General features: G+C 61.3%; 26 protein-coding genes and 1 pseudogene. 10 read left to right on the top strand and 17 right to left on the bottom strand.

Going from position 1 to position 25,890, the window contains the following annotated elements; translation table 11 throughout:
- Positions 1 to 264: 264 nt before the first annotated feature.
- The 4 genes from KVG91_RS08385 to KVG91_RS08400 all read right to left on the bottom strand — a co-directional run bounded on the left by KVG91_RS08385 (position 265) and on the right by KVG91_RS08400 (position 3,659).
- Positions 265 to 1,158, bottom strand: a complete 894-nt coding sequence (locus KVG91_RS08385) for an NAD-dependent epimerase/dehydratase family protein (RefSeq protein WP_169374534.1) — start codon at positions 1,156 to 1,158, stop codon at positions 265 to 267.
- 103 nt (positions 1,159 to 1,261) lie between these two features.
- Positions 1,262 to 2,158 carry a LysR substrate-binding domain-containing protein gene (locus KVG91_RS08390; RefSeq protein WP_169374533.1) on the bottom strand — a complete coding sequence of 299 codons (897 nt, stop codon included), beginning with the start codon at positions 2,156 to 2,158 and terminating at the stop codon, positions 1,262 to 1,264.
- Positions 2,159 to 2,188: 30 nt separating this feature from the next.
- A complete protein-coding gene (locus tag KVG91_RS08395; protein ID WP_169374532.1) occupies positions 2,189 to 2,779 on the bottom strand; it encodes an NAD(P)H-dependent oxidoreductase in 591 nt (196 codons plus the stop codon).
- A 115-nt stretch (positions 2,780 to 2,894) separates the two neighbouring features.
- A complete protein-coding gene (locus KVG91_RS08400; protein ID WP_169374531.1) occupies positions 2,895 to 3,659 on the bottom strand; it encodes a sulfite exporter TauE/SafE family protein in 765 nt (254 codons plus the stop codon).
- Positions 3,660 to 3,847: 188 nt separating this feature from the next.
- On the opposite strand from KVG91_RS08400, the gene KVG91_RS08405 reads away from it, so the two are divergent.
- Positions 3,848 to 4,744 (top strand): LysR family transcriptional regulator, encoded by an 897-nt coding sequence (locus tag KVG91_RS08405; protein ID WP_169374530.1) that lies wholly within the window; start codon positions 3,848 to 3,850, stop codon positions 4,742 to 4,744.
- Here KVG91_RS08405 and KVG91_RS08410 read toward each other — a convergent pair.
- Positions 4,690 to 5,304: pseudogene (locus tag KVG91_RS08410) on the bottom strand (amino acid permease); the annotation flags it as partial. The gene KVG91_RS08405 and the pseudogene KVG91_RS08410 sit on opposite strands and share 55 nt — an antisense overlap.
- Positions 5,305 to 5,464: 160 nt before the next feature.
- Positions 5,465 to 6,715: a kynureninase gene (kynU, locus tag KVG91_RS08415; RefSeq protein WP_169374529.1), complete on the bottom strand. Its 1,251-nt coding sequence runs from the start codon at positions 6,713 to 6,715 to the stop codon at positions 5,465 to 5,467.
- A gap of 144 nt (positions 6,716 to 6,859) precedes the next feature.
- Here kynU and KVG91_RS08420 point away from each other — a divergent pair, with 144 nt between their 5' ends.
- Positions 6,860 to 7,333 carry an Lrp/AsnC family transcriptional regulator gene (locus KVG91_RS08420; protein ID WP_058420006.1) on the top strand — a complete coding sequence of 158 codons (474 nt, stop codon included), beginning with the start codon at positions 6,860 to 6,862 and terminating at the stop codon, positions 7,331 to 7,333.
- Between the two features lie 102 nt (positions 7,334 to 7,435).
- On the opposite strand, the gene catA is transcribed toward KVG91_RS08420, so the two are convergent.
- From catA to KVG91_RS08435, 3 genes are read right to left on the bottom strand one after another with little or no spacing between them, the layout of a single operon-like run.
- A complete protein-coding gene (gene catA / locus KVG91_RS08425) occupies positions 7,436 to 8,365 on the bottom strand; it encodes a catechol 1,2-dioxygenase (RefSeq protein WP_169374528.1) in 930 nt (309 codons plus the stop codon).
- Positions 8,366 to 8,406: 41 nt separating this feature from the next.
- Positions 8,407 to 8,697, bottom strand: a complete 291-nt coding sequence (gene catC / locus KVG91_RS08430) for a muconolactone Delta-isomerase (RefSeq protein ID WP_169374527.1) — start codon at positions 8,695 to 8,697, stop codon at positions 8,407 to 8,409.
- Between the two features lie 12 nt (positions 8,698 to 8,709).
- On the bottom strand, positions 8,710 to 9,837 hold the full coding sequence (locus KVG91_RS08435) for a muconate cycloisomerase family protein (protein ID WP_169374526.1): 1,128 nt from the start codon (positions 9,835 to 9,837) through the stop codon (positions 8,710 to 8,712).
- 114 nt (positions 9,838 to 9,951) lie between these two features.
- On the opposite strand from KVG91_RS08435, the gene KVG91_RS08440 reads away from it, so the two are divergent.
- Positions 9,952 to 10,827: a LysR family transcriptional regulator gene (locus KVG91_RS08440; RefSeq protein ID WP_169374525.1), complete on the top strand. Its 876-nt coding sequence runs from the start codon at positions 9,952 to 9,954 to the stop codon at positions 10,825 to 10,827.
- 34 nt (positions 10,828 to 10,861) lie between these two features.
- On the opposite strand, the gene KVG91_RS08445 is transcribed toward KVG91_RS08440, so the two are convergent.
- Positions 10,862 to 11,842, bottom strand: coding sequence for an AraC family transcriptional regulator (locus KVG91_RS08445; protein WP_169374524.1), 981 nt, complete (start codon positions 11,840 to 11,842; stop codon positions 10,862 to 10,864).
- 311 nt (positions 11,843 to 12,153) lie between these two features.
- On the opposite strand from KVG91_RS08445, the gene antA reads away from it, so the two are divergent.
- The 4 genes from antA (at position 12,154) to KVG91_RS08465 (ending at position 16,640) form a co-directional block, all read left to right on the top strand.
- Positions 12,154 to 13,545: an anthranilate 1,2-dioxygenase large subunit gene (gene antA, locus KVG91_RS08450; RefSeq protein WP_169374523.1), complete on the top strand. Its 1,392-nt coding sequence runs from the start codon at positions 12,154 to 12,156 to the stop codon at positions 13,543 to 13,545.
- Positions 13,545 to 14,036, top strand: a complete 492-nt coding sequence (gene antB, locus KVG91_RS08455) for an anthranilate 1,2-dioxygenase small subunit (protein ID WP_169374522.1) — start codon at positions 13,545 to 13,547, stop codon at positions 14,034 to 14,036. The genes antA and antB overlap by 1 nt, the downstream gene beginning before the upstream one ends.
- A gap of 122 nt (positions 14,037 to 14,158) precedes the next feature.
- Complete coding sequence (gene antC / locus KVG91_RS08460; protein ID WP_169377773.1) at positions 14,159 to 15,166, top strand: anthranilate 1,2-dioxygenase electron transfer component AntC; 1,008 nt, start codon at positions 14,159 to 14,161, stop codon at positions 15,164 to 15,166.
- Between the two features lie 70 nt (positions 15,167 to 15,236).
- Positions 15,237 to 16,640, top strand: a complete 1,404-nt coding sequence (locus KVG91_RS08465) for an amino acid permease (RefSeq protein WP_169377774.1) — start codon at positions 15,237 to 15,239, stop codon at positions 16,638 to 16,640.
- A gap of 145 nt (positions 16,641 to 16,785) precedes the next feature.
- On the opposite strand, the gene kynA is transcribed toward KVG91_RS08465, so the two are convergent.
- Together kynA and kynB are read right to left on the bottom strand one after the other, a co-directional pair.
- On the bottom strand, positions 16,786 to 17,643 hold the full coding sequence (gene kynA, locus KVG91_RS08470) for a tryptophan 2,3-dioxygenase (RefSeq protein ID WP_169377775.1): 858 nt from the start codon (positions 17,641 to 17,643) through the stop codon (positions 16,786 to 16,788).
- The gene (kynB, locus tag KVG91_RS08475) at positions 17,640 to 18,290 is read right to left on the bottom strand and encodes an arylformamidase (protein ID WP_169377776.1); all 651 of its coding nucleotides are present in this window, start codon (positions 18,288 to 18,290) and stop codon (positions 17,640 to 17,642) included. Before kynB ends, kynA begins: the two co-directional genes overlap by 4 nt.
- A 383-nt stretch (positions 18,291 to 18,673) precedes the next feature.
- Between kynB and KVG91_RS08480 the strand changes: the two genes are divergently transcribed.
- The gene (locus tag KVG91_RS08480) at positions 18,674 to 19,018 is read left to right on the top strand and encodes a cupin domain-containing protein (protein ID WP_169377777.1); all 345 of its coding nucleotides are present in this window, start codon (positions 18,674 to 18,676) and stop codon (positions 19,016 to 19,018) included.
- A 147-nt stretch (positions 19,019 to 19,165) separates the two neighbouring features.
- Here the strand turns inward: KVG91_RS08480 and mmsB are convergent, their stop codons facing one another.
- A complete protein-coding gene (gene mmsB, locus KVG91_RS08485; protein ID WP_169377778.1) occupies positions 19,166 to 20,053 on the bottom strand; it encodes a 3-hydroxyisobutyrate dehydrogenase in 888 nt (295 codons plus the stop codon).
- Positions 20,054 to 20,067: 14 nt separating this feature from the next.
- The gene (locus tag KVG91_RS08490) at positions 20,068 to 21,585 is read right to left on the bottom strand and encodes a CoA-acylating methylmalonate-semialdehyde dehydrogenase (RefSeq protein ID WP_169377779.1); all 1,518 of its coding nucleotides are present in this window, start codon (positions 21,583 to 21,585) and stop codon (positions 20,068 to 20,070) included.
- 120 nt (positions 21,586 to 21,705) lie between these two features.
- Here KVG91_RS08490 and KVG91_RS08495 point away from each other — a divergent pair, with 120 nt between their 5' ends.
- Both KVG91_RS08495 and KVG91_RS08500 read left to right on the top strand, forming a co-directional pair.
- On the top strand, positions 21,706 to 22,653 hold the full coding sequence (locus tag KVG91_RS08495) for a LysR family transcriptional regulator (RefSeq protein WP_169377780.1): 948 nt from the start codon (positions 21,706 to 21,708) through the stop codon (positions 22,651 to 22,653).
- Between the two features lie 331 nt (positions 22,654 to 22,984).
- On the top strand, positions 22,985 to 23,275 hold the full coding sequence (locus KVG91_RS08500; RefSeq protein WP_076949976.1) for a DUF3077 domain-containing protein: 291 nt from the start codon (positions 22,985 to 22,987) through the stop codon (positions 23,273 to 23,275).
- A 276-nt stretch (positions 23,276 to 23,551) separates the two neighbouring features.
- On the opposite strand, the gene KVG91_RS08505 is transcribed toward KVG91_RS08500, so the two are convergent.
- Genes KVG91_RS08505 through KVG91_RS08515 form a run of 3 tightly spaced genes read right to left on the bottom strand, consistent with a single transcriptional unit; the run spans position 23,552 to position 25,882 of the window.
- Positions 23,552 to 24,043 (bottom strand): OmpA family protein, encoded by a 492-nt coding sequence (locus KVG91_RS08505; protein WP_169377781.1) that lies wholly within the window; start codon positions 24,041 to 24,043, stop codon positions 23,552 to 23,554.
- Positions 24,044 to 24,047: 4 nt separating this feature from the next.
- The gene (locus KVG91_RS08510; protein WP_169377782.1) at positions 24,048 to 25,310 is read right to left on the bottom strand and encodes a diguanylate cyclase domain-containing protein; all 1,263 of its coding nucleotides are present in this window, start codon (positions 25,308 to 25,310) and stop codon (positions 24,048 to 24,050) included.
- The gene (locus tag KVG91_RS08515) at positions 25,307 to 25,882 is read right to left on the bottom strand and encodes a YfiR family protein (protein WP_169377783.1); all 576 of its coding nucleotides are present in this window, start codon (positions 25,880 to 25,882) and stop codon (positions 25,307 to 25,309) included. The genes KVG91_RS08510 and KVG91_RS08515 overlap by 4 nt, the downstream gene beginning before the upstream one ends.
- Positions 25,883 to 25,890: the final 8 nt, after the last annotated feature.

The following is a 25,890-nucleotide window of genomic DNA, read 5'->3' on the forward strand; positions in this document are numbered from 1 at the left end:
GAAGGGGCCGGGGCTAGTCTGGGAGATCGGGGTACCTGCGATGGCCATAGGCATCTACACAACTTTCAAAGGTTGAAAATCTCTCTGTAGTGAGCGGGCTTGCCCCGCGCTGGGCTGAAGCGGCCCCAATAAAGACACCGCCGAGTTCCAGATGGAGTCGAGCCGTCTGGTTTGGGGCCGCAGCCCAGCGCGGGGCAAGCCCGCTCACTACAAATGTGTAGATACCTATGGCTGCGATGGCAACACCTCGGTCTCAAGCGAACATCACACCATCTCGTTACGAATCCATTCCACAACCGACGTCCGCTTCGGCACCCAGCCCAGCCATTCACGGGCATGCCTGCCCCGCACCCGGCTGTTGGAGCCCAGGCCATAGTTGGCCATTTCATAGCCCCACTCGGCCTCGGCATCCGCTAATGGCCAATCCTGCGGTTGACCCAGTTTCAGCGCTTCGGCGATGGCGGTGGTCATGTCGACAAACGCTGCCTCGCTGCTTTCCACGAAGTAAAACGTACCCGGTACATTTTTGGTCAGCGCCAGCAGGTACAGCGCCACCACGTCTTCAATGTGCACGTTGGACCAGATGTTCTGGCCGCTGCCCACATGGCGGACCACCCCGCTCTTGCGCGCCTGCTTGAGCAAGCGCGGCAATTGCACGCTGTCGCGCTTCACGCCCAGGCTGTGACCGTAGATCAAGGTGTTGCAGATCACGGCCGAATTCACGCCGTCCCGGGCGGCGGCCAGGATCAGGTTGTCGATGGCGACACGAGCAGCCTTGTCGACCGTCGGTTCCGGCAGGTTGCCTTCGTAGTAGATGACATCGCTGGCCTTGCCACCCGATGCATCGCCGACGATGCTCGAACCGCTGGTGTGCAGGAACGGCTTGTTCGAGCCTTTCAGTGCCGCCAGCAGGGTTTCGGCGCCAGCGCGATGGTCGCTGCTCGCGGCATTGATCACCGCATCGGCCTTGTGCGCCTGTTCGGTGAGCACGGCGGCGTCATCGAGGCTGCCGATCACGGGCGTGATGCCCAGGGCGGTCATCTCGGCAGCTTGCTCGGCGCTGCGCACCAGGCCGGTGACGGTGTGGCCAGCCTTGATCAGGCCGGTGGCGATGGAACCGCCGATAAAACCTGCGGCGCCGGTTACGAATACGTTCATGGCGTGTTCTCCTGACTGGGTAAGTGATGCGTCCAGTATCGAGGGTGCACTCCCGCTGAATAACCCCCTGGCGCCCAATTCACTCTTGCGCCCGAATCACGAATCAGCAGGCATAGCGCGCCAGCTTGGCCTGGATAAAATCCAGGAAACACTGGATACGCAACGCCAATTGCGAGTTACGGTAGAACACCGCGTGGATTGGCTGTCGGTAGCCACTGTTGAAGGTTTCCAGCACCGGCACCAAGCGCCCGGCGTCGATGTCGGCAGCGGTCATGAAGTTCGACAGGCAGCAGATGCCCTGCCCTTCCAGCGCCAGTTGGCGCACGGTTTCACCGCTGGACGCGGCGATGCCGGGCTGGATCAGCCAGCGGTCGCCTTCCACATGACGCAGCGGCCAATGGTTGAGGGTTTCGGTCTGGGTAAACCCGAGCAGGGTGTGGTCCGCCAACTCGGCGACCGTGGTCGGCGTGCCGTGTTGCTCAAGGTAATCGGGGCTGGCGAGGATATGCAGCGGCGTACAGCCAAGGGAGCGCGCATGCAGGGTGGAGTCGGCCAGGGCACCGATGCGAATGGCGATATCGGTGCTTTGCTCGAGCAGGTCGATGATCACGTCATCGCTGTTCAGCTCCAGTTGAATGTCGGGGTAGAGGCGGCGAAACTCGGCGATGTACGGCACGATGCCATGCAACATGAACGGTACCGCGGCGTTGATGCGCAGGCGCCCGGCGGGTTTTTTCTGGCGGGACGACAGGCGTTCTTCCAGCTCATCCATTTGCGCCAGGATCGCCTTGGCCTGCTCGAAGAAGTACTTGCCCTCTTCGGTCAGGTCCATGCGCCGCGTGGTGCGGTTGATCAGCGTGGTGTCGAGCTTGGCTTCCAGGCGCGACAAGGTGCGACTGACCGCGGACGGCGTCTGCCCGACCTGTTCCGCCGCTGCGGAGATCGAACCGCACTCGATCACGCTGACAAAGATCTGTAGCTCATCGGATCGGGCTTTCACGGGCGCTCCTCGTTATCGGTTCAGCGCAGCTTACACCGAGAGATTGAACACCTGCGCCAGATGCTGCTCGTAGCGTGCCACGTCAGCTTCGATCGCCGGGCGCTTCATCACGTCAACGCAGAGGAAGGTTGGCAACGCGGTCATGCCGAGGAACTCGTGGGCCTTGTGGAACGGGAAGTACACCGCGTCCACGCCCTTGGCTTCAAAGAAGTCGCTCGGGTCGTCGAAGGCTTGCTGGGGCGCATTCCAGGTCAGCGACAGCAGGTATTGCTTGCCCTGCACCAGGCCGCCGCTGCCGTACTTCTGCGAGGCATCGGAACGTGTGCGGCCATCGCTGGCGTACAGGCTGCCGTGGCCTTCGGTGAAGACTTCGTCGATGTACTTCTTCACGATCCACGGCGCGCCCATCCACCAGCCGGGCATCTGGTAGATGATCACGTCGGCCCAGAGGAATTTGGCGACCTCTTCGGCGACGTCATAGCCTTCGTCGATGTGGGTGATTTTGACGTCGATGCCGCCACGGTCCAGCACAGCCAAGGCGGCGTCATGCAAGGTGCTGTTGTAGCGACCGTCGGAGTGGGCGAACTGTTTGCCGCCGTTGAGCAGGAGTACTTTTTTCATGGGGGGTATCCAGAAGTGAAAATGTCTGGACGCAGACTATCGACATTGCCCCGTCGGAATAAGCGACGGCACGGCAAAATACCTTTGACCGGAATGCACGAATGCTCGGCTATTGTTAACCGTTGATCAGCAGATGACCGCCCAGCAGCGCCATGCCGATGAAGAATACCCGCTTGAATAACGCCGCACTGATGCGCTGGCGCACCACTTGGCCAAGCCACATCCCCAGCAGAGCCGGCACCAGCGCCAGCAGCGACGCGTTGATTTCACCCGCGCCCAGGCTGCCGAGCCAGGCCAACCCGGCAGCGAGCGCCAGGGTGGACACACTGAACGACAGCCCCAGCGCCTGCACCAACTGATCGCGGTTCAGCCCCAACGCTTGCAGATAGGGCACGGCCGGGATCACGAACACACCGGTCGCCGAGGTAATGATGCCCGTGATCACGCCACACACGGGGCCCAGCCAGCGTTCGGCTTCGGGCGCCACTCTGAACGAGGGCAGGAACAATCCGCTGAGTGCATAGGCCAGCAGTGCCCCGCCCAGCGCATGGACCGCCCAGCCACCGCCGTCCATGCCCAGCCACAACGTGCCCAGCCCGGTGCCGAGAAAAATCAGCAGGAGCATGGGCCACAGGCGTCTGACCAGTCCACGCAGATGGCCGCCGAACGCCAGTTGCCAGAGGTTGGTAACCGTCGACGGGATGATCAGCAATGCCGCTGCCTGTGCCGGCAGCATAGCCAGGCCGAGCAACCCCATGGCGATCGTCGGCAGGCCCAGGCCGATCACACCCTTGACGGTACCGGCCAGCAGGAAGGTGCCGATCACCAGCAGGGTCAGGGCGGGGCCAATGGTTTGGTAAAAGCCGAGGAAGGTATTCATCGGCTCATTGTGAGGCTTGCGAGTGAGGCGTGAAATTCGCCATATACTGAGGCAGACTCTTGTTTTGCATGAGGCTGAATGATCATCGCAGGCAAGCCAGCTCCCACACTTGGATGTATTCACACGTCAAAATGTGGGAGCTGGCTTGCCTGCGATGAGGCCAGTCCCGCCACCCGAGAAGCTCAACCATGCACTTTGACCTGATCGACCTGCGCCTCTATCTACACACCCTCGACACCGGCAACATCACCGCCGGCGCGGCCCGCAGTCACCTCTCCCTGGCCGCCGCCAGCGCGCGCATCCGCGCCATGGAAGCCGCGCTGGGCATCGAATGCCTCGAACGCGGCCGCCGCGGCGTCACGCCAACCGCCGCCGGCAAGGCCCTGGCCCGTCACGCGCGGCTGTTGCTGCAACAGGCCGAGCATCTGCAACAAGACCTGGCCGAATACGCCAAAGGCATCAAAGGCCAGGTGCGCCTGCTGTGCAACACCACGGCCTTGAGCGAATACCTGCCGGAATTGCTCGCGCAGTTCCTGCGCGAGCACCCCAACCTCGATATCGACCTGCAAGAGTTGCCGAGCCTGCGCATCACCCAAGCGTTACGCCAGGGCACGGCCGACCTCGGGATTATCTCCGATGCGGTCGACACCCATGGCTTACAGACCCTGCCCTTTCGCGATGACCCGCTGGTGCTGATCATGCCGCTGAACCATCCTCTCACCGCGCAACCCGCGAGTTTTATCGACAGCCTGCAACACGACTACGTGGGTCTGGCTACCCACAGTGCGCTGGCGGTGTATCTGGAAGAACAAGCATTGCACGCCGGGTTCCGTCTGCAGACACGCATACGTGCCGACGGTTTTGATGGGTTGATTCGCATGGTTGCCGGCGGCGCAGGCCTGGGCATCGTGCCCCAGGCCGCACTGGAACGCTGGCCGGCAGAGCGCCGCTTCAAGACCCAGCCGCTCAATGAGGACTGGGCCTGCCGCACCCTGCTACTCGCTGCGCGCTCGTTCGAACAATTGCCTGCCTACGCCAGAGCCTTGCTCGACGCCCTGGCCCGGCCCTTGCGGAAAAACCCGTAATACACCGCCGACAGAATCAGCAGGAACGGCACGCCGAACACCAAGGTCATTTTGAACGCATCGGTAAAGTAGGTGGTGATCATCACCGCACCCATCAGTACCAGGCCCAACAGGGTGCTGTAGGGAAACAGGCGCAGCTGGAACGACAACGTCACGCCGCCATGACGGCGGCGGTAGCAGCGGAAGAACAGGTGCGTCAGGAAGATCATGAACCAGGTGAAGATCGCGCCAAACATCGAGATCGCCATCATCAGGGTAAACGAGCTCTGCGGATAAACCACATTGAGCACGGTCGCCAGGGCGATCCCCGAGCTGGACAGCAACAACGCGTTCAGTGGAATGCCGCTCTTGCTCAACGCGCCCATGGACTTGGGTGCAAACCCTGCGCGGGACAGGCTGAACATCATGCGCGTGGTGATATAGAGCTGGCTGTTCATCGCCGACAGCGCCGCGATCAGGATCACGAAATTCATCACCCCGGTGGCGCCGGGAATGCCTAGGGTCTGCATCACCGTGACAAACGGGCTCTGGGTCTGCCCGGCCTGGTTCCATGGCACGATGGGAGCTGGCGCCGCAGGCCCAGTTCGCGGTGGGTGATCTCTGCAAAACCGTTGTCTGGCGTGGTCACGTGGAGTGCCCCTTTATTATTGTGATGGTGACGGTTGACACTGCCCTTGTGGGCGCTGGCTTGCCTGCGCCCACATTTGATGTGCGTGGCGCTTAAGTGACGCTATTGCGCACTTTGAATTGCGGCTGGTCCCAGGCGCGTTTGTCGAGGATGTCGCCAAGGATTTCCACCGCGTCCCATATTTCGGTAAAGCTTGTGTACAACGGCGTAAAACCAAAGCGCATGATGCGCGGCTCGCGATAATCACCAATCACCCCACGGGCTATCAGGGCCTGGATCACCGCATAACCTTCGGGATGCTCGAAACTCACATGGCTGCCGCGCCTGGCGTGCTCACGCGGGGTGATCAACGCCAGGCCATGGGCGGCGCAGCGCGTTTCCACCCGCGCGATAAACAGGTCGGTCAACGCCAGAGACTTACTGCGCACACTCGCCATATCGGTCTGCTCGAAAATCTCCAGGCCGCACTCCGCCATGGCCAGCGAGGTGATCGGCTGGGTGCCGCACAGGTAGCGCGCAATGCCGGCGCTCGGTGCGTAACTCGATTCCATGGCGAACTGGCGGGTGTGCCCGAACCAGCCTGACAGCGGCTGGCGCACCTCATCCACCAGCGCCGGGTTGACCCACACAAACGCTTGGGAACCCGGGCCGCCGTTGAGGTATTTGTAGGTGCAGCCAATTGCATAATCGACGCCGGCCTGATGCAGATCGATGGGCACCGCGCCCGCCGAGTGCGCCAAATCCCAGATACTCAAGGCGCCGCACTCATGACTCAGGGCCGTCAGCGCCTGCATGTCGTACAGGTAGCCGGTCTTGTAGTTGACGTGGGTCAGCATCACCACCGCAACGTCCTGGTCGATAGCCTGGGGCAACTCGGCCGGGCTGTTCACCAGGCGCAGGGAATAGCCCTGTTGCAGCAACTCGGCCAGGCCTTCGGCGATATACAGGTCGGTGGGAAAGTTGCTCGCCTCGCTGACGATCACCTTACGGGCAGGCGCACGCTGGCGCTGCAGGGTCAACGCGGCGCTGAGCACTTTGAACAGGTTGATCGAAGTGGTATCGGTGATCACCACTTCGCCGTCATGCGCCCCAATCAGCGGAGCCAGGCGATCGCCGAGGCGCTGGGACAAGTGCGCCCAACCAGCGCTGTTCCAGCTGCGAATCAAGCCATTGCCCCATTCCTGCGTGATCACCTGTTGCGCCCGCGCCAACGATGCCACGGGGCGTGCGCCGAGGGAATTGCCGTCGAGGTAAATCACCCCTTGCGGCAAGGCGAACTGATGCCGCAGGGGCGCCAGCGGGTCCTGAGCATCGAGAGCTTGGCAATGGCTTCGTTCAATCATGGGGCGGTCCTGGTTTTTGTCAGTGACGATGGACCAAATAATGAACGAACATTTACAGAATTTTCGTGCAAAGTGGTGCGTAAGCGGCTAATTAAGCTGTAGGAAATTCGAATTTAACCTCCAAATACGCGGATTTATGCCAACATGATTCTCGACGCCACCGACCTGCGCCTCCTGCATTTCCTGCAACAGGATGGCCGCATCAGCAACCAGGAACTGGCGGAGAAAGTCGCGCTGTCACCCTCCGCTTGCCTGCGCCGCCTGCGTCTGCTGGAAAGCGAAGGTGTCATCAGCGGCTACCGTGCGGTGCTCAATGCCGAGCAGTTGGGAATAGAGCTGGAGGCCATCGTCCACCTGTCGTTGCGCCAGGATGTGGAGGATTGGCATGAGACGTTTATCAAGAAGGTGCAGGGCTGGCCGGAAGTGGCCAGTGCTTATGTGATCACCGGTGCGAGCAACTATGTGCTGCGGGTGCAGGCGCGGAATTTGAAGCATTTTTCGGACTTCATCGTGAACCACCTGAACCGTACGGCGGGGGTGATGGATATACGCTCGGAGATTGTGTTGCAGAAGATCAAGGATAGGGATGAGGTTTTGGATCTGGTCATCCGCAAATAGCACCAACGCCACAAAGTTCTGTGGGAGCTGGCTTGCCTGCGATAGCTAGGGTGGATTCACCGCCGCTATCGCAGGCAAGCCAGCTCCCACGTTTAACCGCGTTCAGTCCTCGAGCGCGCGGACTCGCTGCATGCGCTTTTGCTCTGCTGGTACATCAGCCAACTGCAGTTCAAAGTCAAAATCAATCTGCGCAAAGCGCCCTTGCACGCCGAATTCCCGCGCCAGTTGCTGATCGTCACTGAAGCGAATCTCGGCGATCAATTCATCCCGCGTCGCGTAGGCAAAATCATCATGCAGGTACGGGTCATCCGAGAGGTTGATCTGCGTGGTCAGGTGGCGATGCCCCGCTGCCGAAATGAAGAAATGAATATGCGCCGGCCGCTGCCCGTGGCGCCCGAGTTGATCGAGCAGCTGCTGGGTCGGCCCGGTTGGAGGACAGCCGTAACCCGACGGCACGATGCTGCGAAAACGGTAGTTGCCCTGGGCATCGGTCTCGATGCGCCGGCGCAGGTTGAACTCCGATTGCGTCGGGTCAAACCACGAATACGTGCCGCCGGTATTGGCCTGCCATACATCGACAATCGCCCCCGCCAACGGCTTGCCCTCGGTGTCACGCACTTGCCCGCGCATGAACAGCGGCACCGCGTCGTCCTTGCCATCATCCAGCCGCGCCTCGTACTTCGACAGCGGCGCACCGGCCACGTACAACGGGCCTTCGATGGTGCGCGGCGTGCCGCCAGACTTGCCGGCTTGCTCGTCGGCGGCGTCCATCAGCAGGTCCAGGTAATGCTCCAGGCCCAACCCGGCGGCGAGCAAACCCGCCTCTTGGTTTTTGCCCAGTTCGTTGAGGTAGTTGACCGCCTTCCAGAACTCTTCCGGGGTCACCTCCAGGTCTTCAATGATGTTCACAGTGTCGCGCAGGATCCGGTAGATCAGCGCCTTGGTGCGCGGGTTACCGGCGTCATTGAGGTTACCGCTGGCTTGTTCGAGAAACTGTTGGGCTTGGGCAGTCTGGAACAGTCGGATGGACATGGTGCATTCCTCATCTTGTCATTATTGGGCGTGTGACCGGCTTAACGGTCGTCCTCGTGGATCGACGAAGGGTGCCGGCACAAGCCATTCACTTCGAGGGTCATGTAGGGGAACAGTGGCAGTTGCATCAGCAGGTCGTGCAGGCCTTGCACGCTGTCGACGTCAAATACGCTGTAGTTGGCGTAGTGCCCGGCGATGCGCCACAGATGGCGCCATTTGCCCTCTTGTTGCAGACGCTGCGCCAGGGCTTTCTCATCGGCCTTGAGGCTGGCTGCACGCTCGGGGTTCATGTCGACGGGCAGGTTCACGGTCATTTTTACGTGGAACAACATGGCAGGCGCCTCTTAGTGTGTGTCACGACGGAAGAACGCCAGGCGCTCCTCATCGATGGCCAGGCCCAGGCCCGGTGCGGTGGAGACATGCAGATGGAAATCGCGGTACACCAGCGGCTCGGTGAGGATGTCTTCGGTCAGCAGCAGTGGGCCGAACAGTTCGGTGTCCCACGCCAGTTTGTTCAGCGTGAGAAAAGCATGCGCCGAAGCCAGGGTGCCGATGCCCCCTTCGAGCATGGTGCCGCCGTACAGCCCGATCCCCGCCGCCTCGGCGATCGCCGCCGTGCGCAACACCGCGCGCGGGCCGCCGTTCTTGGCGATCTTGAGGGCGAACACCGAGGCCGCACCTTCGCGGGCCAGGTTGAAGGCGTCCTCGACACACTCGATGGACTCATCCGCCATGATCGGCGCCGGGCTGGACCGGTTGAGTCGCGCCATGCCGCCGCGATTGTTGCGTGAAATCGGCTGCTCGATCAGGTCGATACCGTTGTCGCCCAGCACCTGGCAGGCGCGCAATGCAACCGCTTCATCCCACGCCTGGTTGACGTCGACGCGCACACTCGCACGCTCGCCCAGGGCTTTTTTGATCGCGATCACATGGGCCAGGTCGTGGCTGACGTCGCCGGCGCCGATCTTCAGTTTGAAAATGCGGTGGCGGCGCAGGTCGAGCATCTTTTCGGCTTCGGCAATGTCCTTTTCGGTGTTGCCGCTCGCCAGGGTCCAGGCCACCGGCAACGCGTCGCGCACGCGGCCGCCGAGCAGTTCGCTGACCGGCAGGCCCAGGCGTTTGCCCTGCGCATCAAGCAAGGCGCTTTCGATACCGGACTTGGCAAAGGTGTTGCCGCGAATACTGCGCTCCAGGCGCAACATGGCTGCGTTGATATTGCTGGCATCCTGGCCGATCAGCAGCGGCGCGAAGTGGCGGTCGATGTTGACCTTGATGCTGTCGGGGCTTTCATTGCCGTAGCTCAGGCCGCCGATGGTGGTGGCTTCGCCGATGCCTTCGATGCCGTCGGCGCAGCGCAGGCGGATGATCACCAGCGTCTGGTTCTGCATCGTGTGCATCGCCAGCTTGTGTGGGCGAATGGTGGGAAGGTCAACAATGAGGCTGTCGATCGACTCGATGGTGCAAATCGGCATGGCGATATCCGCTGGGTTCTTTTCAGGTTTGAGCCGATTCTGTGCCGTATTTTCAAAGGCTTCCAATATAGAATGGGTTTCGAGCAATACCCTCAAGGTATGAAAGGAGCCGTCATGGAACTGCGCCACCTGCGCTATTTCAAGGTGCTGGGTGAAACCCTCAATTTCACCCGCGCCGCAGAACGCTTGCACATCGCCCAGCCGCCGTTGAGCCGGCAGATCCAGCAGTTGGAGGATGAGCTGGGGGTGATTCTGCTTGAGCGCGGCCGGCCACTGCGGCTGACCGAGGCCGGGCGGTTTTTTTATGAGCACGTCAATGTGCTGCTCGAACAACTGAGCAAGGTGTGCGACAACACACGGCGCATCGGCCAAGGTGAAAAAACCTGGCTGGGTATCGGTTTCGCCCCATCGACCTTGTACGGCGTGCTGCCGGAACTGATTCGACGATTGCGCACCCATGAGGCGCTGGCGCTGGAGCTGGGCCTGTCGGAGATGACGACGTTGCAACAGGTCGAGGCGCTCAAGGCCGGGCGCATCGATGTGGGTTTCGGGCGGATTCGGATCGACGACCCGGCCATCGTCCAGCGCGTGCTGGTGGAGGATCGGTTGGTGGCCGTGCTGCCCGCCGGTCATCCCTTGCTGGCAGCGCCCGCTACCCTCGCCCAATTGGCCGCCGAACCTTTTGTGCTCTACCCAGGCAACCCGCGCCCCAGCTATGCCGATCACGTGATCGCGCTGTTCGATGCCCATGGCTTGAGCCTCAAGGTGGCGCAGTGGACCAATGAATTGCAGACCGCTATCGGCCTGGTGGGTGCGGGGATGGGCGTGACGTTGGTGCCGGCTTCGGTGCAGGTGCTGCACCGGGCGGATATCGGCTATACGCCGGTCGTGGAGGCTACGGCGACCTCGCCGATCATTCTCAGCCGACGGGTGAATGATCAGTCGCCGGGGCTGAGTCATTGCCTGCAGTTGGTGGAAGAGTTGATCTGATATCTCCCAGCTCCACATTTGCTCTTCATGGTTCTTAAGTAGTGCGCAGGCGCTTGCGCTGCAGGGTCTGACTGGGCGACTCATCAAACAGCTTTTTATACTCCGCCGAAAACCGCCCCAAGTGGGTAAAGCCCCAGCCCAGGGCGATCTCGGAGACGGTACGGGTGGCGCCATGCTCAAGCATTTCCTGGCGCACGGCGCCCAGCCGGTACTTTTTCAAATAAGCCATCGGCGACAGCGCAAAATATTTGCGAAAGGCATCGAACAGCTTGAACCGCGACACCCCCGCGGCAGCCTCCAGGTCTTCCAGGTGCACGGCTTCACGGGCGTTATCGTGGATATACTGGCGCGCACGGATCAGGTAGTGGGGCAGTTTCACGCCCAGTACATCGCGCAGTTCTTCGGAATAATTGCTCGGCTGCGCCAGGATCAGCCCCTTGATCAATGAGCTTTCCAGGTCGCGGGTGAACGCGGCCTGCTCATACAACTGACTGCCGTGTTCCAGCTCGGCAATGAAGTAACGCGCCATGCGCCACCACGACGCCGAAGCGCCGTCCACTGCGTCCATCACCGACTCAAAGCGCAACGGCGCCTCGATCGGCCGTTGCAGCAAACCTTCCAGCGACTCACTCATTGCCGCCCGAGTGATCACCACCTGCAATTTGCGGCAGTCGCCGGAAATTGCCAGCACCTGATGCTCGTTGGGCGAGATGATGACGCCCTGGTCGCGGTTGGAACTGAGCCGTTCTCCGTTCTTGCTCAACTCCTGCTCGCCCACCAGGGGCAGACTCAGGCTGTAACTGCTGAAGTGTTCGGCGTCTTCGATGTCGATGGTCACGTCAGTGCCGTATTCGATCACACCCAAGGTGGTCGCACGGGACTTGAACATGTTGGCGCTGTGGTGAAATCGCAGGCGTTCGGGTGTGGCGGTGGCCAGGCGATGGGGCCCGCAGATGCCGGACATCCAGCTACGCGCGCCCTCCAGGTCGAAGCGTTGAATCGTTTGGCTGCTCATCAGGTGCACCCACGGCGGTTAGGCTTTTGCGCGCTCTGACGGCGCGTCGTTATTGTTCGACAGCAAGTAATGCGCCACGCCAGCGAATTTGCCACTGGCTGGATAGCAACGGTCGATTAAGTGGATAAGAAGCCGGCTTTTGCGACCATTGCCCTGCAAGACAGTAGCGCATCCCGTCACCGCCGCGCACCGGGTTGGGTATTTGCTGCCCAATTTTCCGGCCTGCCTTCCTCCATTAAGCGGATAGCCCGCGCCCTGCCCTGCTGCCTCTAATAAACCACCGTTTAGCCCCCATCAAAAAGGTGCCTCCCATGAGTGGTGCAAGAAGCGTCGAGCAGTGGAAAACCTTTATCGAAAGCTGCCTGGATTTTCGCCCGGCCGATGATGTATTCCGCATCGCTCGCGACATGTTCACCGAGCCGGAACTGTTCGACCTGGAGATGGAACTGATCTTCGAAAAGAACTGGATCTACGCCTGCCACGAAAGCGAACTGGCCAATAATCACGACTTCGTGACCATGCGCGCCGGACGCCAGCCGATGATCATCACCCGCGATGGCGAAGGCCAACTCAACGCGCTGATCAACGCTTGCCAGCATCGCGGCACCACGCTGACGCGGGTTGGCAAGGGCAACCAATCAACTTTCACCTGCCCGTTCCATGCCTGGTGCTACAAGAGCGATGGCCGGCTGGTGAAGGTCAAGGCGCCGGCGGAATACCCGGAAGGTTTCGACAAAGCCACGCGCGGCCTGAAAAAGGCGCGCATCGACAGCTACAAGGGCTTTGTGTTTATCAGCCTGGACGTGAACGGTACCGACAGCCTGGAGGACTTCCTCGGTGATGCCAAAGTGTTCTTCGACATGATGGTTGCGCAGTCCGCCACCGGCGAGCTTGAAGTGCTGCCGGGCAAGTCGGCCTACACCTACGACGGCAACTGGAAACTGCAGAACGAAAACGGCCTGGACGGTTATCACGTCAGTACCGTGCACTACAACTACGTGGCCACGGTGCAGCATCGCCAGCAGGTCAATACCGAAAACGGCGCAGGCCCGGGAACTACGCTGGACTACAGCAAGCTCGGTGCCGGCGACGCCAACACCGACGACGGCTGGTTCGCCTTCAACAACGGCCACAGCCTGCTGTTCAGCGACATGCCCAACCCCAGCGTGCGCTCCGGCTACACCACCATCATGCCGCGCCTGGTGGAGGAGCACGGCCAGCGAAAGGCCGAGTGGATGATGCATCGCCTGCGCAACCTGAACATCTACCCAAGCCTGTTTTTTCTCGACCAGATCAGCTCGCAGTTGCGCATCATCCGCCCGGTGGCGTGGAACAAGACCGAGATCATCAGCCAGTGCCTGGGGGTGAAGCACGAGTCCGACGCTGACCGCGAGAACCGCATTCGCCAGTTTGAAGATTTCTTCAACGTCTCGGGCATGGGCACGCCGGACGACTTGGTGGAATTTCGCGAAGCCCAGCGCGGTTTCCAGGGCCGTCTGGAGCGCTGGAGCGATATTTCACGCGGCAGCCATCGCTGGGAAACCGGGCCGACGCCTAACAGCGAAGCCATCGGCATTCAGCCGGCCATGACCGGCACCGAATTCACCCATGAAGGCCTGTACGTGAACCAGCACCGCAACTGGCAGCAGTTCCTGCTCGATGGCCTGGATCGACAAGCGCTGACACTGCGGGAGGTGGAATGATGAATGCCGAGTTGCAGTACCGGGTCGAGCAGTTTTTCTACCGAAAATCCGAACTGTGCGACGCCCAGGACTGGGACGCCTATGTGCAGCTGTTCGACCCGCAGAGTGAATTTCACCTGCCGCAATGGGACTCGGAACACGTCTACACCCAGGATCCAAAGCGCGAAATGTCGTTGATCTATTACGCCAACCGCTCGGGCCTGGAAGACCGCGTCTTCCGCCTGCGCACCGGCAAGGCGGCATCCGCCACGCCAATGCCGCGCACCTTGCACCTGATCAATAACCTGAGGATTGCCGAACAGGCGGACGGCAGGCTGGAAGTGAAGCTGAACTGGCACACGCTGTTCTATCGCCTGGCGACTTCGGAGCAGTTCTACGGGCAGGCCACTTACACCCTCAAGCCCGATGGCGACAGCTGGTTGATTACCCGCAAACACGCGCTGCTGCTCAACGACACCATCAACTCGGTGCTGGATTTCTATCACCTTTGACAGCCGACTGTGACTTGTAGTGAGCGGGCTTGCCCCGCGCCGGGCTGCGCAGCCCGGCGCAGCCCGGCGCGGGGCAAGCCCGCTCACTACAAGGTTCTGCCTGCGAATGTGGAGCACACCAAATGAATCATAAAGTGGCCTTCAGTTTTGCCGACGGCAAGACCCTGTTTTTCCCGGTGGGCGCGAATGAAATCCTGCTGGATGCGGCGCTGCGCAATGGCATAAAAATCCCGCTGGATTGCCGCGAAGGCGTGTGTGGCACCTGCCAGGGGCGTTGCGAGTCCGGCGACTACAGCCAGGATTATGTGGACGAAGAAGCGCTGTCCAGCCTCGACCTGCAACAGCGCAAGATGCTCAGTTGCCAGACGCGGGTAAAGTCCGACGCGACGTTTTACTTCGACTTTGATTCGAGCCTGTGCAATGCGCCGGGCCCGGTTCAAGTGCGCGGCATGGTGAGTGCGGTGCAGTTGGTGTCGGCCGGCACGGCGATCCTGCAGGTGCAATTGGAGCAGGCGCTGGATTTTCTGCCCGGCCAATACGCCCGCCTGTCAGTGCCCGGTACGCAGAGTTGGCGCGCGTATTCGTTCGCCAACCGACCGGGCCATCAGTTGCAGTTCCTGATCCGCCTGCTCCCCGACGGGGTGATGAGCAACTACATCCGCGAGCGCTGCCAGGTGGGCGATGAGCTGGTGATGGAAGCGCCACTCGGCGCCTTTTACCTGCGCCACGTCGGCAGGCCGCTGGTATTAGTGGCCGGTGGAACCGGGCTGTCGGCCTTGCTGGGCATGCTCGATGAGTTGGCCGCCAACGGTTGCGATCGGCCGGTGCACCTCTACTACGGCGTGCGCGGTGCCGAGGATCTATGCGAAACGGCGCGCATCCAGGGCTACGCCACAAAGATTGCGGGCTTTCGCTACACCGAAGTGCTCAGCGCCCCCTCAGAGGGATGGCCGGGCAAACGCGGTTACCTCACCGAGCATTTCGACCTGGCACCATTGCGCGATGGACCGGCGGATATGTATGTGTGCGGCCCGCCTCCCATGGTCGAATCCATCCAGCAATGGCTGGCGGATCAGGCACTTGATGGCGTTCAACTGTATTACGAAAAGTTTACGCAGAGTAATATCTGACCCTCAGCACTTCTGAGGGGCTGATGCGCCTGCACTCACCCTTAAGAAAAACAAGTAGAAGGGAACGTTAATGGCGGATGACATGGTTAACCCGGTAGGCCTCAAGCGGGGCCTCAAGAACCGGCATATTCAGCTGATCGCCTTGGGAGGGGCGATCGGTACGGGGTTGTTCCTCGGCTCGGCCGGGGTGCTCAAGTCGGCGGGACCGTCGATGATCCTGGGCTACGCGATTGCCGGTTTCATCGCCTTCCTGATCATGCGCCAGCTGGGCGAAATGATCGTCGAAGAACCAGTGGCCGGCTCCTTCAGCCACTTCGCGCATAAGTACTGGGGCGGTTACGCAGGCTTCCTGGCGGGCTGGAACTACTGGGTGCTGTACGTGCTGGTGGGCATGGCCGAACTGACGGCCGTGGGCAAGTACATCCAGTTCTGGTGGCCGCAAATCCCGACCTGGGTCAGTGCCCTGGTGTTCTTCGTGGCGGTGAACCTGATCAATACCCTGAACGTGAAGTTCTTCGGTGAAGCCGAGTTCTGGTTCGCAATCATCAAGGTGGTGGCGATTGTCGGCATGATCGTGCTCGGCTGCTACCTGCTGTTCAGCGGCACCGGCGGCCCGCAGGCGAGCGTCAACAACCTGTGGAGCCACGGCGGGTTCTTCCCGAATGGCGGCATGGGGCTGTTGATGTCGATGGCGTTCATCATGTTCTCGTTCGGTGGCCTGGAGCTCGTCGGCATCACCGCCGCCGAGGCCAGCGAGCCGCGCAAAGTGATCCCCAAGGCCATCAATCAGGTGGTGTACCGCATCCTGATTTTCTACGTCGGCGCCCTGACCGTGCTGCTGTCGCTGTACCCGTGGGATCAGCTGCTGCAAACCCTCGGCGCGTCAGGCGATGCCTACAGCGGCAGCCCGTTTGTGCAGATCTTCTCGTTGATAGGCAACGACACCGCTGCGCACATCCTCAACTTCGTGGTGCTGACCGCCGCGCTGTCGGTGTACAACAGCGGCGTTTACTGCAACAGCCGCATGCTGTTCGGCCTGGCCGAGCAAGGTGATGCGCCCAAGGCGTTGATGAAGCTGAACAAGCAAGGCGTGCCATTGCGGGCGCTGGCGATTTCGGCGTTGGTGACGATGCTGTGTGTGGTGGTCAACTACGTCGCGCCGCAGAGTGCGCTGGAGTTGCTGTTCGCGCTGGTGGTTGCCTCGCTGATGATCAACTGGGCGCTGATCAGCATCACCCATATCAAGTTCCGCAAGGCCATGGGCGAACAAGGCGTGACGCCGTCATTCAAGACCTTCTGGTTTCCGTTCAGCAACTACCTGTGCCTGGCGTTCATGCTGATGATCATCAGCGTGATGCTGGCGATTCCGGGGATTCGCGAGTCGGTGTATGCGATGCCGGTGTGGGTGGGGATTATCTACGTTGCGTATCGGTTGCGAGTCCGAAACAGCAATGCGGTGGTGAGCGTACCGTAATTCCCGTGGGAGCCGGGCTTGCCCGCGATAGCGGTGTATCAGGCACAGGATCTGCCAACTGATACACCGCTATCGCAGGCAAGCCAGCTCCCACCGTTTTGAATGCATTCCAAATAAAAAGCCCCGGTGATCCGGGGCTTTTTGTTTAGAGGGTGGAACGCACTCGCCACAGTTCGGGGAAGAGCACCGTGTCGAGCATCTTGCGCAGATACCCCACCCCTTCCGTGCCGCCCGTGCCGGGCTGGAAGCCGATAATCCGCTCCACGGTGGTCACATGCCGGAAGCGCCACTGGCGGAACGAATCTTCCAGGTCGATGAACTTCTCGGCCAACTGATACAAGTCCCAGTAACGGCTCGGGTCGCGGTATACCACGCGCCACGCGGCCTCCACCGACTCATCGTGAACCGTTGCCGCCGTCGGGTCGCGCTCGGCCCGTTTCGGGTCTATCGCCAAACCTGCCTTGACCATCAGGTTGATCGCCTCGTCATACAGCGACGGCGTGGCAATCGCCACTTTCAACTCGTTCAGCAGCTCCGGCCGATGGGCGTGGGGCCGCAACAGCGCCGCGCTTTTATTGCCGAGGATGAATTCGATCTCACGGTACTGGAACGACTGGAACCCCGACGATTGCCCCAGGAACGGGCGGATCGCCTTGTACTCCGAAGGCGTCATGGTCGCCAGCACCGCCCAGGCGTGCACCAGTTGATCGAAGATCCGCGAGACCCGCGCCAGCATCTTGAACGCCGGCGGCAGCTCGCCCAGGCGCACGTGTTCGCGGGCAGCCTTGAGCTCATGGAGCATCAGTTTCATCCACAGCTCGGAGGTCTGGTGCTGGATGATGAAGAGCATTTCGTTATGGTCCGGCGACAGCGGGTGCTGGGCGCTGAGGACTTTGCCCAGGTCCAGGTAATCGCCGTAGCTCATGGACTCGGAAAAATTCAATTCGGCGTTATGCCAGTCTTCCGGGGGCTGGTAGTCGGCAGAGAAGGGACATTGGCTCATCGCGTGGGCTCCAAAAGCGGGCGCAGGATTGCGCGGACGGGGCTGGCATCCAGGTTGGCGAAACGCAACGGCAGTGCAATCAGTTCATAGTCGCCCTCCGGTACGTCATCGAGCACGATGCCTTCGAGGATCGCCATGCCATGGCGCGCCACGACGTTGTGGGAGTCCATGGTCTTGGACTGTTGCGGGTCCAGGGACGGCGTGTCGATACCGATCAGACGCACACCCAGGCTGGCCAGCAGCTCAATGGTTTGCGGGGCGATGGCAGTGAAGTCCGGATCCCACTCGGTCAGTGGCGCTTGTGGATAAGTGCGCAGCAGCACGCGCTCCGGCACGTTATCCACACGACCGTCCAACTGCTGCGGCAGTACCAGCGCACCGCTGTCCAGGCAATGCAGCACCCGGCACGGTCCCATGTACACGTCCAGCGACACCTCGCCAATCGGCGCACCGTCCTCGCTGTAATGCAGCGGCGCGTCCACATGGGCGCCGGTGTGTGGCGACAACGTGATACGCCCGACATTCACCGGGCATTGCGGGCCGAACTGCCACACACGTTCTTCCTGGAACGGCGTATCCCCCGGCCAGGTCGGGGTCGCCGTACTCAAGGGCGGGCTGATGTCCCACCACGTTTTTATTGGGTTCATTTCAAGGCTCTCGGCGGTTACTGGGATGAATGATACGAGGGCCAGGTGTGAATTTTCTTGCGAATTCTGGCGTGAAGCGGGAAAACTTTCGCACTAACTGCGAGGAATGGGCGAATTGGCGCTTAGATATATCATTCCGGCCCGGTGGAGCAGCCGCTGAAGATCCAATGTGGGAGCGGGCTCGCTCGCGAAGGCGGTAAGTCAGTCAATTTATGTGTGGCTGACACACCGCATTCGCGAGCAAGCCCGCTCCCACGGACTGCATGGGTGCCCGAAGCATCGCACTCCCCTGCGCTTCTGGGCATCCCAGTGTCGAGTTCAGACCACTGGCGCAACGCCCAACGCCTTAGGGTGCATCTTCCATTCCCCGCCCTGGAGTCATCATGTCCAAGCCCATCACCGTACTGCGCGACACCCACCCACTGCCGGTCCTGGATGCCTGCAAATGGGAAAAGCTCGAAGGCGACCCGCACACCGTCAACCTCAACGCCTACACCAGCGAAGACGGCAGCAAGATCATGGGCACCTGGATCTGCACACCGGGCAAGTGGTACGTGGACTACGTGAAGTGGGAGTACTGCCACTTCCAGGAAGGCTATTGCATCATCACCCCGCAAGGCCTGGAGCCGATTCACCTGCGGGCTGGGGATATCTTTGTGGTGGAACCGGGGATGAAGGGGACGTGGGAAGTGGTGGAGACGGTGCGTAAGTATTTTGTGTTTGCATAATTTTTTGTAGTGAGCGGGCTTGCCCCGCGCTGGGCTGCGCAGCAGCCCCAATAAAAAAACGCCGCATTCTTTCAGGAAGAACGCGGCGGCTGGTTTTAGGGCCGCTTCGCGCCCCAGCGCGGGGCAAGCCCGCTCACTACAGGGGCTCTATTCAGGCTTGCGATAACTATTGATGATCGCCGAGAAGTCCTTGCCCCCTTCCCCGCGCTGACTCATCGATTGATACAACTGCTGGGCCACGGCGCCGAGGATTACCGGCTGTTTCGCCTGACGCGCCGCCTCGGTGGCCAGGCCCAGGTCCTTGAGCATAAGGTCGGCACCGAATCCGCCGGTGTAGCCGCGCGATGACGGCGCGGTTTCGATCACGCCCGGCCAGGGGTTGTAGGTGTCGGAGCTCCAGCAGCGCCCGGTGGAGCTGTTGATGATCCCCGCCAGCACTTGTGTGTCGATGCCCAGCGCATCGCCCAGGGCCATGGCTTCGCTGACGCCGATCATGCTGATGCCCAGCAGCAGGTTGTTGCAGATCTTGGCGATTTGCCCGGTGCCTACCTCGCCGCAGTGCACGATGTTGCGGCCCATCTGCGCCAGCACCGGTTGCAGGGTGGCGAACAGTGCCGGGGTGGCGCCGACCATGAAGGTCAGGGTGCCCGCCTGGGCGCCGCCGGTGCCGCCGGAGACGGGTGCGTCGGCCATCACCACGCCTTGTCTGGCCGCAGCAGCCGCCACGTCGCGCGCGGTCTGGGGGTCGATGGTGCTGCAATCCACCGCCGGCACGCCTTGGCCGACGCCGGCGAGCACGCCGTCATCATTCAGCCAGACGCTGCGTACATGGGCAGCGGCTGGCAGCATGGTGATCACCAGCTCTGCGCCGCTGGCCGCCTCTCGCGGGGAGTTGCTGATGCTGGCCCCCAGCTCGGCGAGTTCCTTGAGCACCGTTTGGTTCAGGTCGAACAGGTTCAGCGCGTGGCCCGCCTTGATCAGGTTACGGGCCATGGGCGCGCCCATGTTGCCCAGGCCGATAAATGCAATCTTCATGGTCGTCTCCAGAATCAGCGCAGGTTGATGGTGGTGTTGACGCCATCGTTGACCGTGTCGTCATCGAACCAGCGGCTGGTGACGGTTTTGGTCTGGGTGTAGAACTGCACCACCTGCTTGCCGTATGGGCCGAGGTCGCCGAGCTTGGAACCACGGGAACCGGTGAAGCTGAAGAACGGCACCGGCACCGGGATCGGGATGTTGATGCCGACCTGGCCCACGTCGATCTCGCTCTGGAACTTGCGCGCGGCCGCGCCGCTCTGGGTGAACAGGCCGGTGCCGTTGCCGAACGGGTTGGCATTGACCAGAGCGATGGCCTGGTCGAGGGTATCGACTTCCAGCACCACCAGCACCGGGCCGAAGATTTCCTCGGTGTAGATGCGCATGTCGGTGGTCACGCCCGAGAACAGCGTCGGGCCGACGAAGTTACCCTGTTCGAAGCCCGGCACCTTGATGTCGCGGCCGTCCAGTTCCAGCTTGGCGCCTTCTTTCACACCGCTTTCAATCAGCTCCAGAATGCGTGCCTTGGCGCGCTTGGAAATCACCGGACCTACGTCAGTACCGGCTTCGCTGCCCGCGTTGACCTTGAGTTTTTGCGCCAGCGCCTTGAGGTCCGGCAGCCATTGTTTCGACGCGCCCACCAGCACCACCACCGAGGTGGCCATGCAACGCTGGCCCGCCGCACCGAAACCGGCGCCGACCAAGGCATTGAGGGTGTGTTCACGGTTGGCATCCGGCAGCACCACCGCGTGGTTCTTGGCGCCCATCATCGATTGCACGCGCTTGCCGTGCTTGCCGGCCAGGTCATACACATGCGTGCCCACGGCGGTCGAGCCGACGAAAGACACCGCCTTGATGTCTTTATGGGTACAGAGCGCATCCACCACGTCCTTGCCGCCGTGCACCACGTTGAGCACGCCGGCCGGTACGCCGGCTTCCAGCGCCAGCTCCACCAGCAGCAGGGTGGACAGCGGGTCCTGCTCGGACGGCTTGAGGACGAAGGTGTTACCACAGGCGATCGCCATCGGGAACATCCACAGCGGAATCATCGCCGGGAAGTTGAACGGGGTAATACCGGCACACACGCCGATGGGCTGGCGCAGCGTATAGGTGTCGACCCCACCGGCGACATTTTCGGCGAACTCGCCCATTTGCAGGGTGCCGATGGAACACGCGTGTTCCACCACTTCCAGGCCGCGGAAAATATCGCCCTCGGCATCGGCAATGGTCTTGCCCTGCTCGTTGCTGAGGACCACGGCAATGCGCTTGGAATGTTCGCGGATCAAGGCTTGCAGCTTGAGCATGATGCGCATGCGCGCGCCGATCGGCGTCAGCTTCCAGGTCTGGAAGGCGCGATGGGCGGCGTCGATGGCGGCGTTGACTTCATCGGCAGTGGCGAACGGGACTTTGGCCAGCACTTGCTGGGTGGCCGGGTTGACGATGTCCTGCCACTCGGTGGTCTTGGACTCGACCCATTCGCCGTTGATCAGCAACTTGACCTGTTGCACGGAAATATCGGCAGATGCGTTCATGTGGTCTCCAATCTTGTAGTTATGCAGAGACAAGGCGCGTGAATCGCCTTGGGAATGAGGCGTTTTTGGAGTATAGATGTGCAAATCTCTAATAAGAACGCACATAAAAGCCGGACCAATATGCAAAAAAACATCACGTCGCTGGGTTCCCTGAACTGGGATGACCTCAAGTTTTTCCTCGAAGTGGCCCGCACCCGCAAGGCCAGCGTCGCCGCCAAGCGCCTGGCCGTGGACTACACCACGGTGTCGCGGCGCATCAGTTCACTGGAAGTGTCGCTCGGTACGCTGCTGTTCGAAAAATCCCGGACCAACGGGTTTGTGCTCACTACCGAAGGCCAACGTTTGCTCGGCTACGCCGAGTCCATCGAAAGCACCCTGCACATGGCCTGCGAACAAGTCTCCGGCTCCGGCGTGGCGTTGTCCGGCCATGTGCGCATGGGCTGCACCGAAGGTTTCGGCAGCTTCTTCGTGACGCCGCAGTTGAGTCACTTCGTCGACACCTACCCGGCGATCTCGGTGGACATTTTGCCCCTGCCCCACTTCATCAGCCTGTCCAAGCGCGAAGCCGACATCGTCATCGCCCTGGAGCGCCCGGAACACGGGCCTTATGTGTGCTGCAAGCTGTGCGACTACAAACTGCAGCTCTACGCGACCCAGGACTACCTCAACCAACACCCGCCGATCCGCAAACCCACGGATTTGGCCGAGCACCCATTTATCAGCTATGTGGATGATTTGGCGTTCAGCTCGGAGCTGCTGTACCTGGCAAATGTGGTGCCCGGCGCCAGCGCCAGTTTGCGCAGCACCAGCGTGATTGCGCAGTACGTGGCGGCGCAGCAGGGACGGTCAATGGCGATATTGCCGTGCTTCCTGGCGGCGCAGGATCCGCGGTTGTTGCCGGTGTTGGGGGAGCAGATTGCGATTACGCGGAAGTTCTGGATGTATTGCCGGGAGGACCTGCGCAAACTGAAGCGGATCACGTTGCTGTGGGATTACATCAGGGAGGTGACGGAGCAGAATCAGGGGTTGTTGATGGGGGAGACGCGGGAGATCAAGTTTGCCGATTAAAGGGCCATCAATGACGATTCGCTTTAATTTGCAGGACGTTTCCTAGAGAATCTCCGGCCTATTGCGCTGTACCGTTTGGATCACTAGCCTCCCTGGGTCGCTGCACATCAGCGATCGGGTTTAGCGATCCGGATTCGAGCGTGACACTGCTCCCAAACAGCATCAGCTGGCGTCTGCCAGCTTTTAGCGTTTTATGGCGGCTGTGTGCGGGAGACTTTCGAGTCTACCCGGGATGCGCTCTGGCCCGGATCGCTAACCTGCACACAGCTGCCACCCTCTTCATGTTTAGCGATGTGATGTGGCGGCTCTACTTCAGCAGAGAGCAATCATCATGAGCAAAATCATTCCTGACCCACCCCTTTCTTCCCTCACCACCCTCGGTGTCGTCACCTTCGGCGACTACGGCGAAAACGAAAAACCGCTGTTCCGCGTCAACGCCGGCATGCCCCTTCACGAAGCGCTGGAACACGCCTCTACCCTACTGTTCTATTCCAAAAAGCTCGCGATGGAAGCCGCCATGGATGTGCGCGGTGAGCAGTATGCGTGGGCTGCGCATTATCTGTGCGAGATGGGTAAGGCCGTGGTGGATGACTTGACGCAGGCGATGACGCCGAGCCGTTAAGCGAACGCTGTTCAACTGTGGGAGCGGGCTTGCTCGCGAAAGCGGTGGTTCAGTCGACACTTTCAGTGACTGACACACCGTATTCGCGAGCAAGCCCGCTCCCACATTTTTATTGTGGCGAGCGCAAATATCACAACCGGCACAAAATAGTGTGGGAGCTGGCTTGCCTGCGATGGCAGTGTGTCAGTCAGTACATCTGGTACTGATACACCGCTATCGCAGGCAAGCCAGCTCCCACATTCTGATTGCATTTCAGTTTGAGGCTGGTGAGTTTGCTCAGTCGGCTATGACCACAATCGACACCCGGCGATTCTCGGTTCGCCCATCGACAGTGTCGTTGGACGCCACCGGGTGGCTGCTGCCCAAACCGCGCAGCTGGACGTTTTGTTCTTTCATGCCCACGCCCGTCAGCACCGTGGCCACGCTTTGGGCGCGGCGCAGGGACAGTTGCTGGTTGTAGGTTTCTTTGCCCGACGCGTCGGTGTGGCCGTCGATACGCACGCGTTCGATACCCACGCCCAGCAAGGCCTTGCCGATGCGCTGGACGATCTCGGTGCTGGCTGGGTTGAGGGCTTCTACGTCGCTGCCAAACAGCACTTTGCCGGACAGGCCGAAGGCCCAGCCTTCTTCGGTCAGTTCAAAGCCTTGCTGTTTAAGCACCGCCACCTGCGCCGGGGTCAGGCCCATGGGGGGCGTCGTCTGGCAGCCGCCAAGGGCGAGCAGCGCCACCAGCAGGGTGATGAACATGGAACGCGCAGTCAAAAACAAGGGATCAACTCCTGTGTGGAACGTTGACGGCGCAGTGCTCCGATTCCGCCGTTTGCTGGCCGCCCGAAGACAAACGCTTGGCCTGGTACATCGCGGTGTCGGCGGCATTGAGCAAGGTGCCGGGGGTGGCGCCATGATCGGGGTAGACGGCGATGCCGATACTGAGTGAGGTCAATACCTGTGTGTTGCCAGGCACGGCGATCGGCAAGTCCATGCTGGCGATGATCTTGTCGGCAATGCGCTCGGCATCTTCTACCTTGTGCAACGGCGCCAACAGGATGGCGAACTCATCGCCACCCAGGCGCGCCACCAGGTCGTCTTCGCGCAACTGCGCACGCACACGCTCGGCGACGGCCACGAGCACGGCGTCGCCGGCGGCATGGCCAAAGCTGTCATTGATCTCTTTGAAACGGTCGCTGTCGAGGTAAAGCACCGCCACGTGTTCCTTGGCTCTGGCGGCGATGCGCAGGGCACGGATCAAACGGCTTTCGAAGAACGCGCGGTTGGGCAGGCCGGTGAGGCTGTCGTGGTTGGCTTTGTGGGCCAAGGATTCGTTTTCGCTTTGCAGGTGGTTTTGCCAAGCCTGCATCTCGCCCAGCAAGGCGTTGAAGTCGCTGCCCAGGCTGTCGAGTTCGGCGATCCGCGCCGGCGGCACGCGCCGCTCGAAGTCGCGCTCGCTGCGCGCCGCATGGGCGACGGCGGCGAGGCTTTGCAGCGGCCCGGTAATACCGCGCAACAAACGTCGCGCAAAGTGCAAGGCGACCCACGCGCTGAGGGCGGTGCAAATGAGGATCCCGGCCAGCCCGCTCAACAGGAAGCGCAGCAGGCTACCGCCGTGGCCGGTGAGATGAATGCTGCCGATGGTCTGTCCCTGGTGCAGGATCGGCTGACTGATCGGTTGATCAAGCAGCGCATGGGCGAGCTCCAATTCCACCCGCGAGAGCACGCCGGTATCCGGGCGTATCCACTGCGCCAACACCTTGCCGTTGGCATCGAGGACTTCGGCCTGGGCCACCTCTTCAGTGGAGGCGATCAGGCTCAGGGCTTCGGTGGCCGCTGCACTGTCGTTGAACACCACTGCGGCCTCCACGGTGTAGCTGATGGAGCGCACGATCAGGTGCAGATTGTGTTCGGCATAGACGCGCAGCGCGAGCACGCCAAGCAGGGTCAGTGAGATGCTCGCCAGGGTCACCGCCACCAGGGCCAGGATCAAGTGTCCTCGGCCAATGACCGAGCGCAGGGTCGGTCGCACCTTGACTGCTGTCATGACGCAGGCGCTCGACGACGGGACAGCTGCAGCACGCTGGGATGAATGCGCACGCCGCTGCGGGCGACGGAATCGAGGTTGACCTCGAATGATACTTGCTCATCCCCAACGCGCAGGCAGAACAGGCTGCCCACGGTGCACTGGTCGCCGCCCTCGCTGATGCTGAGCACCGGGTGGCCGGCCAACGAGCTGAACAGTCGGCTGCGCTCATCCCCGGTGAGTTTGCCGATGTACACCGCATCACAGGCAGTGACGATATCGGCATGGTCGGCCAGCAAGCGCTGCACCACCACCGGACGGCCGGTGGCCTGGGTGGTGCCTTTGATCAGGTCATCGGTGTATTGGGTCGGGCCGACGATGCACAGGCGCAGTTGCGCGGGCTCCACCGGCCAGCGGGCGTAACTGAGGATTCCCAGCACCACTTGGGTCACCGCCTGGGCGCGGTGGTCTGCAAGGCCCACGGGATCCGGCGCCTGGGCGAAGGCGTGCGGCGCAAGCACACACAGGATCGCCGTCGGCAGAATGCGCCTCCAGCTCAAACTGCGCTCTGTCGGCGAGACAGCCAGGTTCATGCAGCGAT

This window comes from Pseudomonas azadiae, assembly GCF_019145355.1.
In the GTDB taxonomy this organism is placed as follows: domain Bacteria; phylum Pseudomonadota; class Gammaproteobacteria; order Pseudomonadales; family Pseudomonadaceae; genus Aquipseudomonas; species Aquipseudomonas azadiae.

Bases quoted from the DNA above. Each gene is read 5' to 3' on its own strand.
- KVG91_RS08385 (WP_169374534.1), bottom strand. From the start codon at position 1,158: ATGAACGTATTCGTAACCGGCGCCGCAGGTTTTATCGGCGGTTCCATC.
- KVG91_RS08395 (WP_169374532.1), bottom strand. From the start codon at position 2,779: ATGAAAAAAGTACTCCTGCTCAACGGCGGCAAACAGTTCGCCCACTCC.
- KVG91_RS08400 (WP_169374531.1), bottom strand. From the start codon at position 3,659: ATGAATACCTTCCTCGGCTTTTACCAAACCATTGGCCCCGCCCTGACC.
- KVG91_RS08405 (WP_169374530.1), top strand. From the start codon at position 3,848: ATGCACTTTGACCTGATCGACCTGCGCCTCTATCTACACACCCTCGAC.
- kynU (WP_169374529.1), bottom strand. From the start codon at position 6,715: ATGATTGAACGAAGCCATTGCCAAGCTCTCGATGCTCAGGACCCGCTG.
- KVG91_RS08420 (WP_058420006.1), top strand. From the start codon at position 6,860: ATGATTCTCGACGCCACCGACCTGCGCCTCCTGCATTTCCTGCAACAG.
- catA (WP_169374528.1), bottom strand. From the start codon at position 8,365: ATGTCCATCCGACTGTTCCAGACTGCCCAAGCCCAACAGTTTCTCGAA.
- catC (WP_169374527.1), bottom strand. From the start codon at position 8,697: ATGTTGTTCCACGTAAAAATGACCGTGAACCTGCCCGTCGACATGAAC.
- KVG91_RS08435 (WP_169374526.1), bottom strand. From the start codon at position 9,837: ATGCCGATTTGCACCATCGAGTCGATCGACAGCCTCATTGTTGACCTT.
- KVG91_RS08440 (WP_169374525.1), top strand. From the start codon at position 9,952: ATGGAACTGCGCCACCTGCGCTATTTCAAGGTGCTGGGTGAAACCCTC.
- KVG91_RS08445 (WP_169374524.1), bottom strand. From the start codon at position 11,842: ATGAGCAGCCAAACGATTCAACGCTTCGACCTGGAGGGCGCGCGTAGC.
- antA (WP_169374523.1), top strand. From the start codon at position 12,154: ATGAGTGGTGCAAGAAGCGTCGAGCAGTGGAAAACCTTTATCGAAAGC.
- antB (WP_169374522.1), top strand. From the start codon at position 13,545: ATGAATGCCGAGTTGCAGTACCGGGTCGAGCAGTTTTTCTACCGAAAA.
- antC (WP_169377773.1), top strand. From the start codon at position 14,159: ATGAATCATAAAGTGGCCTTCAGTTTTGCCGACGGCAAGACCCTGTTT.
- KVG91_RS08465 (WP_169377774.1), top strand. From the start codon at position 15,237: ATGGCGGATGACATGGTTAACCCGGTAGGCCTCAAGCGGGGCCTCAAG.
- kynA (WP_169377775.1), bottom strand. From the start codon at position 17,643: ATGAGCCAATGTCCCTTCTCTGCCGACTACCAGCCCCCGGAAGACTGG.
- kynB (WP_169377776.1), bottom strand. From the start codon at position 18,290: ATGAACCCAATAAAAACGTGGTGGGACATCAGCCCGCCCTTGAGTACG.
- KVG91_RS08480 (WP_169377777.1), top strand. From the start codon at position 18,674: ATGTCCAAGCCCATCACCGTACTGCGCGACACCCACCCACTGCCGGTC.
- mmsB (WP_169377778.1), bottom strand. From the start codon at position 20,053: ATGAAGATTGCATTTATCGGCCTGGGCAACATGGGCGCGCCCATGGCC.
- KVG91_RS08490 (WP_169377779.1), bottom strand. From the start codon at position 21,585: ATGAACGCATCTGCCGATATTTCCGTGCAACAGGTCAAGTTGCTGATC.
- KVG91_RS08495 (WP_169377780.1), top strand. From the start codon at position 21,706: ATGCAAAAAAACATCACGTCGCTGGGTTCCCTGAACTGGGATGACCTC.
- KVG91_RS08500 (WP_076949976.1), top strand. From the start codon at position 22,985: ATGAGCAAAATCATTCCTGACCCACCCCTTTCTTCCCTCACCACCCTC.
- KVG91_RS08510 (WP_169377782.1), bottom strand. From the start codon at position 25,310: ATGACAGCAGTCAAGGTGCGACCGACCCTGCGCTCGGTCATTGGCCGA.
- KVG91_RS08515 (WP_169377783.1), bottom strand. From the start codon at position 25,882: ATGAACCTGGCTGTCTCGCCGACAGAGCGCAGTTTGAGCTGGAGGCGC.